At 62.7% G+C, this 8,772-nt stretch carries 5 protein-coding genes; 1 reads left to right on the top strand and 4 read right to left on the bottom strand.

Going from position 1 to position 8,772, the window contains the following annotated elements; all coding sequences use genetic code 11:
- Positions 1-515: 515 nt before the first annotated feature.
- Both ACIQ7H_RS21040 and ACIQ7H_RS21035 read right to left on the bottom strand, forming a co-directional pair.
- Complete coding sequence (locus ACIQ7H_RS21040) at positions 516-1,772, bottom strand: Y-family DNA polymerase (RefSeq protein ID WP_395795255.1); 1,257 nt, start codon at positions 1,770-1,772, stop codon at positions 516-518.
- Complete coding sequence (locus tag ACIQ7H_RS21035; RefSeq protein ID WP_395795253.1) at positions 1,756-2,229, bottom strand: LexA family protein; 474 nt, start codon at positions 2,227-2,229, stop codon at positions 1,756-1,758. Before ACIQ7H_RS21035 ends, ACIQ7H_RS21040 begins: the two co-directional genes overlap by 17 nt.
- Before the next feature lie 856 nt (positions 2,230-3,085).
- Between ACIQ7H_RS21035 and ACIQ7H_RS21030 the strand changes: the two genes are divergently transcribed.
- Positions 3,086-5,434, top strand: a complete 2,349-nt coding sequence (locus ACIQ7H_RS21030; RefSeq protein WP_395795251.1) for an FG-GAP repeat protein — start codon at positions 3,086-3,088, stop codon at positions 5,432-5,434.
- Between the two features lie 1,548 nt (positions 5,435-6,982).
- Here ACIQ7H_RS21030 and ACIQ7H_RS21025 read toward each other — a convergent pair.
- Positions 6,983-7,567, bottom strand: a complete 585-nt coding sequence (locus ACIQ7H_RS21025; protein ID WP_395795249.1) for a hypothetical protein — start codon at positions 7,565-7,567, stop codon at positions 6,983-6,985.
- A 380-nt stretch (positions 7,568-7,947) separates the two neighbouring features.
- Positions 7,948-8,772: DEAD/DEAH box helicase (locus tag ACIQ7H_RS21020; RefSeq protein WP_395795247.1), on the bottom strand; the 825-nt coding region annotated here is incomplete at its 5' end.

The raw sequence follows: 8,772 nt of genomic DNA, 5'->3' as shown, positions 1-8,772 counted from the left end.
TAAGGAGCGAATCGGCCAAGGCCTTCGGGATCTTGCGGGGGCCGGGCGAATTCTCGGCCAGCCACAGCTCCGTAAACGCGGAGAGGTCCATCGTGGCGCCGAACTCCCGCGCCATTTTCTTGTAGTCGGCTTCGATCTGCGCGGAGTAGCACATCGTCAAATGGCCCTAGCATCGTGCGGTGTGCCTGCAGGGTACTGCCCGCGGAGCTGGAACGGGGTGCTCGACGTGGGTAGGAAATTTCCTACCCCACGCCGAGCTTTTCACCGACTGCGGTCGTCTGCGCACTTGGGCAAACTGGCGGCGCCTTGGAAGCACTGGCGCCAGATCCACCCCGGAGCTCTGGTGCGACTTTCACGCCGGGTTAGCGCGTGGCTAGCTGTGCCAAGGTCGCAAAACGGAAAGCCTCGCAAGGATGCGGGGCTTTTTTGCTGTGGCTCGACGGTAGCCGCGGGATGAGCATGCTGAGATCAGTTTCCTGCACGCCTGGCGTGCTCATTCAACTCTCAGCGGTCTATCAACATTGCAGCGAGGGCAGCTCGTCAGCTCGCGTCGTGTAGCGCGGCGACCGCAAGGCTTGGCGCATTGCCCACGCCGGCGCCGAGCGCCAACCTGTAGCGCCAAACCCGACCGCCTGGCGTCCGAAGCGGGCGTTGATTGCGTCCACGGCCGTCATCAGCGATGCGTTGCCGATAGTGCCTGGAGAGAACAAATCGTGTTGCAGCGCTTCGGGTCTGGCGAGGTCCAGAAGCACCACGCCGGCGCGGCGGTATTCGATGCCCTCCCGTAGAAGGCCGCACAGCATCCGTCGGCTGGCGGCGAGCAGCAGACTGGTATCGCCAGTTGCCCCTGGAAGATTCATTGACCGGGACGGGTGATGTTGCGGCAACTCAGGCCGGAAGACGTCGCTCTCTGCATGGATCGCTATTGCCGCGCAAACCAGGCCACGCCTCCGCATCTTCGCGGCCGCTCGCTCCGTGAACGTGGCAATCGCCTCCGCGATCTCCGCATGATCCTTGACGCGTGCGCCGAATGAGCGGCTCACCATGATCTGCTGACGATCCGGCTCGACCTCTTGCACGTTTGAGCATGACAAACCCTGCAGCTCGCGCTGAGTGCGCGACAACACGATCCCGAACCGCTGCAAGATCAGATCGGGCGGTGCATCACGCAGGTGTGCAGCCGTCGAAACGCCTAGCTCGCCAAGCTTCGCGGCCCAGCGGCGACCGACGCCCCAGACGTCTGCTACGGGGAATCGATCGAGTACCGCCCTTCGATCGCTGGGATCGGTGACGTCCACGATCCCGAGCCCTTTTTTTGCCGCTTTGTTCGCGAGCTTCGCAAGCGTTTTCGTGGGCCCGATCCCGATGCAGGTCGGTATGCCGATCCAGCGCAGCAGCTTTGCTCGCAAGTCCACCGTCAACCTTTCCCGATCCCGATCGGATACGCCCGCCAGATCAAGAAAGCTCTCGTCGATCGAGTACACCTCGACGCGCGGGGCCGCTTCGCGAAGGATCGTCACCATCCGCGCGCTCATGTCGCCGTAGAGCGCAAAGTTCGCACTCCGCATCTTCAAGCCGCGCCGGCGTTCCAGCTCGCGCAGCTCAAATGCTGGATGGCCCATGCGGATACCGAGCGCTTTTGCCTCGTCGGTTCGTGCGATGGCGCAACCGTCGTTGTTCGAGAGCACGACGAGTGGCTTGCCGCGCAGCTCCGGCGAGAAGACTTGCTCGCATGAGCAGTAGAAGGCGTTGCCGTCAACGAGCGCGAACACGGCGCAAACTTCGTGCGACGCCGACGACTGCAAACACCTCCACCTCGGCACCGGGCGGAAAAACGATGGCAGCATGGCGAGGGTTTGCGCTGTGCAGCTCGACGTGGTCGCCCAGGATGCGAAGAATTTTGCAGCACGGCGCGTTGCCATCCCACGTCGCGAACACAGTATCGCCGTCTTGCACGGTCACCGATCGATCGACCGCCAACAGGTCGCCATCGCATATGCCGGCGAGGATCATCGAGTTTCCGGACGCGCGGTAGAAAAACGTCGCAGGCGCGTTGCGCACGATCAGGCGATTGAGATCCAGGCTGTCGTCTTCGAAGTCCTCCGCCGGCGAGGGAAACCCCAACTCCACAAGAGCGCTGCCGGTGCGAACTTCGACTGCAGGCGGGTCGATCGCTGCCGGCAAAACTGGCAGCAAGTACGTCGATTCGGGAAGATGCTGAACGGGCATGGGGCTCTGATCTTGCTGTGGCTGGCGGGTCGCAATCGCAGATGCGAAAACACCCAAGAACCCAGGGCTGCGGAGAATGCATCGCCGCCATCAGAGAAGTCATGGGCAGCCGCCCGTGCACGCCGATCTGGAAGTTTGTGGGGATCTTGCTCGAACATCTCGCGGCCGACATCGTAGCCGATGATGCTCGCCTCGTAGTCTTTGCTTGCGCCTTGCTACGGGCGCACTCGACTCGCTCCAAGTTCTTGATCGGAAGCATGCGTTCTGAACTTCTGCGTGCCGGGGGAGTTGGAGCACCGACCAGCTGCGAGGTGGCCCGCATCGAGGGGAGCCGTCCGCTCGGTGCTGCTGCCCGCCACACGTTGAAGGAGCCACGGTCGGAGCGTGGGCGGCTGTGCAATCGTCGTTTGGGCACTGATCGTGCGCGCGCTCTCCGGATTGCGGCCTCGCTCGGCCGCGCAGCGGCGCAGGGCGACACCATTCCTCAGCGATTGCCGGCAGTGGGCCGAGCGCGCTCCTGCTGGCTATTGACCGCATCAGATCGAGTACGCCTCCCTTAGATTGGGCTGAGGGCTGGCATTGTCGCCGGCTGGAGGTAGCGCAGCCGCAGCAGGCGGTGCGCGTGTTGCCGGCCCGAAGTGCGCTTCCATCAGCGCACCACGCTTCTCGATGTTGGCGAGGATGGCCCGGATGTCGGTCGGCAGATTGCTTAACCGGAACCGTTTGGAAACCTCCTTCAGGACCTGGACCTGGACCGAGCAGCTTTTGGCCGTTTGGTGTTGGCACAGCCTTGGACGGGCCTATAGTCTCTCCAATGCGGCTGGGTTCTTGAGCCCTCTACCAATGGAGCGAAATCATGTCGACTTCGAGAGTCGCCAGGTTGCTGACTTGCGCATTCTTTTCACTGCTCTTGCTCAGCATGCAAGCGGTCGCCAAGCTTGAAGTGCCGTCGGCAAGCCACATCGCGACGAGTTCCAGTAAGACTCAACACTTGACGCTCGTTGATCCGGTTCCCAAGGGCCTGGATGCCTCCGACTGGCATAGCATTCGAGCTGCCTATGAGGCGGGGCAGCATGCTTTCCGGCCCGTAGCGGGCGCGCGCAACACTTGGCAAGCGCGCAATCCCGCACAGCAATGGACTACGACCTTTGACCCCCGCGGTTTTGCTGCAAGCCCAGTGGGCGGCGGCTGGGAGTGGGGTCTGGAGTTACGGAGCTATGGCATTGGCGGGGCGCAGATCAAGGTAGACGGTGCCTCCGTCATCGAGGCGGATGGCCAACGTCTCACTCTCACTCGTGACCGCGGGTTGAAAGAGTGGTTTTTGAACGATCAGAGAGGGCTGGAGCACGGGTTCACGGTTTTGCAGCGGCCGTCTACCGAGAGCTCGGTGCTGCCACTGGAACTGACCCTCGCCGTGCGAGGCGGTCTGCGGCCTCAACTCAGCGCCACCGGGCAGGCAGTGGACTTCAACGACGCCTTCGGAACCAAAGTTATCACCTACACCGGCCTCAAGGTATGGGATCAGGACGGCAAGAGCCTCCCTTCGCGCTTTGAAGCGGGTCCGGCGGGCCAAGGGGACGCCAGCTTCCGCATAAGCGTGGACGACCGCGGTGCCAGCTACCCGGTATTCATCGATCCTTCGGCCCAACAGGCGTATCTCAAGTCCAGCAACACTGGGGTGGGTGACGAATTCGGCCGGTCGGTGTCGGTGTCGGGCGACACGGTGGTGGTCGGGGCACCTTCAGAGGCAAGCAGCAGCACCGGTGTGAACAGCACGCCGAACGACTCTGCCTCGAACTCCGGAGCGGCATACGTGTACGTGCGTAGCGGCACGACGTGGACGCAGCAGGCGTATCTGAAGGCCAGCAACACCGGGGCGGGTGACCTTTTCGGCGAGTCGGTGGCGGTGTCGGGCGACACGGTCGTGGTCGGTGCGTATGGGGAGGCCAGCAGTAGTACCGGTGTGAATAGCACACCGAATGACTCAGCCGGGGCTTCCGGAGCGGCTTATGTGTACGTGCGCAGCGGGACGACATGGACCCAGCAGGCCTATCTCAAGGCGAGCAACACCGGAGCGGGCGACTTTTTCGGCTTCTCGGTGTCGGTGTCTGGAGACACGGTGGTGGTCGGGGCGCGAGATGAGGAGAGCAGCACGGCCGGTGTGAACAGTACGCCGAACAATTCGGCACCGAACTCTGGAGCGGCCTACGTGTACGTGCGCAGCGGCACGACATGGACGCAGCAGGCTTATCTCAAGGCCAGCAACACCGGGGGCGGTGACCACTTCGGTCGTTCGGTTTCACTGTCGGGCGACACGGTGGTGGTCGGGGCGTGGCTGGAGGGCAGCAGCAGCACGGGGGTGAACAGCACGCCGAACGATTCTGCCTTCAGCGCCGGGGCGGCCTACGTGTACGTGCGAAGCGGCACGACCTGGACACAGCAGGCCTATCTCAAGGCCAGCAACACCGGGATGGGTGACTTTTTCGGCATCTCGGTGTCGGTGTCGGGACACACGGTGGTGGTCGGTGCGTCCTCTGAGGACAGCAGCACCACCGGTGTAAACAGCTCGCCGAACGACTCTGCACCGAACGCCGGAGCGGCTTACGTATTCGTGCGCAGCGGCACCACATGGACTCAGCAGGCGTATCTCAAGGCAAGCAACACCCGGGCGAATGACAACTTCGGCGTGTCCGTGTCGGTGTCGGAAACCACAGTGTTGGTGGGCGCGCACAGAGAAGACAGCAGTGCCTTCGAATCCGGAGCGGTCTACGTGTACCAGGGCGACGGCATGACGTTGACGCAGCAGGCGTTTCTCAAGGCAAGCAACAGGGGGGCGGATGACAACTTCGGCTATGCGGTGTCAGTGTCGGGGGACACTGCGGTGATCGGAGCGCTTAACGAGGACAGTAGCAGCACCGGTGTGAACAGCACGCCGAACGACTCTGCCCTCGACTCAGGGGCAGCCTATGTGTTCGTTGCGACCATGGCCGACGCTGTCTTCCGCAACGGCTTTGAAGAAGAAGCCCCCGGCAAAGCCGGGGGGCGTAGTTCACCACTCGTAGGTCGGGACTCCTTCGAGGACGGGTCCTTCGCTATCGAGCCGGATGTAGTGCAGGCCGTGCGCGCGTGCCAGGCGGACAACGGCGGCGAGTCCCTCGGAAATGCCCGGGACACTCTCGGGAATCGCATCGACGAGGTGGATTAACCATCCGTAGTCGCCGGTCAGGCTCACCACCATGTACGGCGAAGGTGTTCGCCCCGCATCGAGCTGAACGCGTTCGGCCTCACTGATGTGGCTGTTTGAGGCGATGAGGTAGTTCTCTACCCACAAGCCCGCTGCAGTGGCCCTGGCTGCCGCGAGTGGCTCAGCGAGAGCACCGGCGTCCAGCCGCTCGGGATCGTCGACAACCTCCTTGAGGTAGTGCTCGACATCGATGCGGCCATCGCTTTCGAAACTGTCCTCCACATAGTTGAGCGCGAGAATCGCCAGTTCTTTCCAGGTCTCAAGGCTCCTCGGTAGTCCAAGGATGTTGGTCGTTGTCGCAAGCGCCGCGTCGACGGAAGGTTCCTCAATGCCAGCGGCGCCTTCGAGACTTTCAACGAACCGATCCAACTGGTCATCCAGATCGCCGGCTCCGAGGCTGATCCACACCGGGCCGAGGGGGCTCCTTACACGCAGGCGAATCTCATCGATCCCGCCAACAACGCTTGAGCCGTCCTCCGTTTGGCGGTTCGTGGACTTCCAGGCAATCTCGGTCAGTGCTGGAAGATGTGCCTTCAGGTCAAAAAGCCGCAGGGACTGCACATGGTCGCGAAGTGCGTGCTGCAGGTTGGCCAACAGAGCATACGTATCGCTGTTGCGCATGGGTTCTTCAAGCATCGAGGGCTTTGCGCTATGCACCGGTGAGAGGGGAGCAGGTTGATTGATGGCACGGCTGAGCGCCGCCTTGAGCAACTCGACCACCTCAAGCGCCAGACTGTCGGAATCCCAGCCGGGTGCAGCGCGGGTAACGTGTTGGGGGATCGTGTTTTTGCGAATCATGTTCAGCTCCTCTCGAAAGGACGGGCGCACGCATCCCCCGGCGGGGAGACGTGCTCCCGCGGGGGTGGCCGGAAGGCCGGTGGGTGCTCGGTCAAAGCCCGAGCGGGGCGGTGCAGCCGAAAGGCTGCGCATATCGGTGCAGCGGGTTTTTCCGACGAGCCTCCTCGAAGCTCGTCGGAAAAACCCGGCGCAGGGCCGGGTTGGGTTGCATTGAACTGCTGCAGCTAGAACACGCGGTGCAGGTTTTCTTCGGTCGGCCGCCAGCGGTCGGGATCGCCGGCGGCGGCCAGTTCGTCGAAAGCGCAACGGATGGCAGGACCAAGTTCGGTAGCGCGTTGACGCAGTCGTTCGAGGCCGTGGCGGCTACGCTCGATGCTGGGCTTAAGCTCGAGGTAGCGGAGCGTGATGAAGTCGGTAACGCGCGTCCGGCGCTCTTCGTTTCCCGTAGACGCGGATCAGTTGTCCTTCGAACTCGACTTCAGCTGCCCTAAAAAGGGCGGCTTTGCTTTGTACGGCATCTTCAACGGAACATGTATGTGGCATGTAGGTCTCCTCGATGCGACGGAGACGCATGAACCCCGTTGGCGGGGAGTGCGTCCCCGCGGCGCGGTGCTGGGTGAAGCCCGGTGTGTGCTCCCTTGATCCGGGAGCGGAGGCGTACGCAGCGTCGGCTGCGCAGTGAATCCCCCGGCAAGCCGGGGGCAAAGGTCATCACATGTAGGTCGGGACGCCGTCGATCAACGGGCCGTCGCAATCCAAACGGATGCAGTGCAGGCCACGAAGACACACGCGTCGAAAGAGTTCTGCGAGCCCGTCTGAAATCTTCGGTGAACTAGCGAGCGTCAGGTCGCCGAGGTGGATCAACCAGCCGGACCTGCTGCTCAGGCTTACCTCCATGTTGGGCCAGGGAGACTCCCAACGGTTGAACAGATCTCGTTCTTCTTTCGTGATGTGCCGCGTTGAGGCAAGGAGGTAGCTCTCGACCATGAGACCGTTCTGGCAACCGGACTCAGCCGCGGCATCTTCCCGCTTACGCTGTGTGACCAGGGCCGCGAGCAGCTCGCTCGGCAGTTTTCCCGATGCAACAACTGTGTTCACCGCATCCACGAAAATCATGGCCATCGGTTCAAGCGCTTCACCAACGTAGGCAGGACCGAAGTCGCTTGTTTCAGTGACAATGTCACGCCACAACGAGCCGTTACCTTGCTTGCCGCTCGGGCGAAACATCAGGCGTCCGCCTTCAATGATCGTTGCCAAATCTTCTTTGCTTAGCTTCAGTACTTCGGGATTCGTCATCGTGCATCTCCAAGACTAAAGCGGAGACGCACGAACCCCGTGGGCGGGGAGTGCGTCCCCGCAAGGGTGGTGGGCTAGAGCCCTGTGTATGCTCCTTCGATCCGGGAGCGGCGGCGTACGCAGCGAAGCTGCGACATGGAGCGAGGCTACCTCAAGGGTTTAGACCGACGCCAGCGGTTGACAGTCAACGCTGGCGGCGCGGGAATGTCCGATCACCGGTCCAAGAACCCCAACTTGAAGCCGCTTCGGGGCCGGATGGCGCTCCCTGCCCGTTCCTGTTCTAGCCTTGAAACATCTGGTTCGGTCGTGTCGAGACCCTTTGCCGCGACGCCCTGCAGCTCGATGGACCATAGCCGAGGTAGGGCATGAACTGGCCCTAATCACTGAGGCAGGCGCAGGAGGGGTAGGAGATCCATGACGTCGCAAAACAGAGCCCGCCTCTGCCAGTCGTTCCGGTCTCCGATAACGTAGAAGCGCCGTTTGGCGCGCGTTGCCGCTACGTTCAGCAGATTGGGCTCCGAGACAGCCCAGTCGCGCGCGCCGGAACCTTTGGTATTGCCGCCCAGCACCATGATGACAACCGGCGCCTCTTTGCCCTGCATGGTGTGGACGGTTCCGGAAGTCATGGTGTCACCGAGCATTCGTTTGAGGTTCTCCTGGACGGCCTTGAAAGGCGTGATGACCGAGATGTCCGCCGAATCCACACCGTCCTCGCGCAGCAGAGCGAGAAGTGCCCGCAGGGCCTCGCCTTCGGCCGGCACCCAGTTCCCTTCGGATGCCCCACTGGCGTGAATCCATCCCGTCTGGAGACGGGCGCGTGTTTCTTTGTCCGTGCGCGGCGCGATGGTGCCGTAGACCATCGCGCCGTCGTAAGCGATGCGGTTGGCCAACCCGTGCATTGGCTTGTCGCAGCGCCGATGCACGACCAAGGGCAACCCGACCCACCTCTTGCCGTCGGTCGGTCCCGCCATGCGGCCCCACGTCGTAGCCTGGTCCGCCAAGGTCTGCGCGGACTGTTTGCTGGGGAGCCAATGCGGCTCGACGCGATAGCGCGTGCGCATGTGTTCAAGCACAGCGTCGGACACGTTGACGATGGCCTTGAGTTGCAAGGGGTCACCCACAAGCAGCGCTCGCCGAGATCGCCAGAGCGCGCCAACTACCGCTTGCGGGGACGCCTGTCCGGCTTCATCCACCAGCAACCAGCC

It is taken from the genome of Aquimonas sp. (assembly GCF_044377145.1).
Classification (GTDB): domain Bacteria; phylum Pseudomonadota; class Gammaproteobacteria; order Xanthomonadales; family Xanthomonadaceae; genus Aquimonas.
This window is presented reverse-complemented; position numbering and strand designations above follow the sequence as displayed.